At 41.5% G+C, this 579-nt stretch carries 1 protein-coding gene; it reads left to right on the forward strand.

Translation table 11 applies throughout. The annotated features are described in order from the left end of the window. Positions 1-25: 25 nt before the first annotated feature. Positions 26-579 (forward strand): transposase (locus tag C1G49_RS09965; RefSeq protein WP_161942114.1); only part of this gene is annotated, 554 nt, incomplete at its 3' end.

Here is a 579-nt window from a genome sequence, read left to right on the forward strand (position 1 = left end):
ACAAAACAACTAGAAAGGCATGAAAATGTATAAACAGTATAACACAAATCAGTTAAGTTTGGAATTAAATCTTGCTTGGGATTTACCTGCTACTCACGAGGCTCGTCTGATTAGTCAGTTTGTGGATACTATTCCTTTATCCATTCTATTGGAAGAAACTTCTCATACTGGTCGTCCAGCCTTTCATCCAGCTATGTTGCTTAAAATGACCCTGTTTGCCTATGCTCGTCAGGTATTCTCTGGTCGGAAAATCGTTCAAATGAATGAAGAAGTTATTCCTATGAAATGGCTGAGTCAGGATACCTATGTCTGTTATCGAACCATAAATGGTTTTCGGGCTAGCACACACGCCAATCAGCTCATCAAATCTGCCTTCATCTACTTCACTCTCCTCCTCAGAGAGAATGGATTGATTGAAGATGAGGCTCTCTTCATTGACGGGACCAAGGTAGAAGCTGATGCCAACAAGTATTCTTTCACGTGGAAAAAGGCCGTTGAACGCTATGAAGATGCCTTGAACGGAAACATTTCTGCCCTTTATGACAAGCTAGTTCAAGAAGGGGTGAATACTGCCTTGTC

This window comes from Streptococcus suis (genome assembly GCF_002960625.1).
Classification (GTDB): Bacteria; Bacillota; Bacilli; order Lactobacillales; family Streptococcaceae; genus Streptococcus; species Streptococcus suis_T.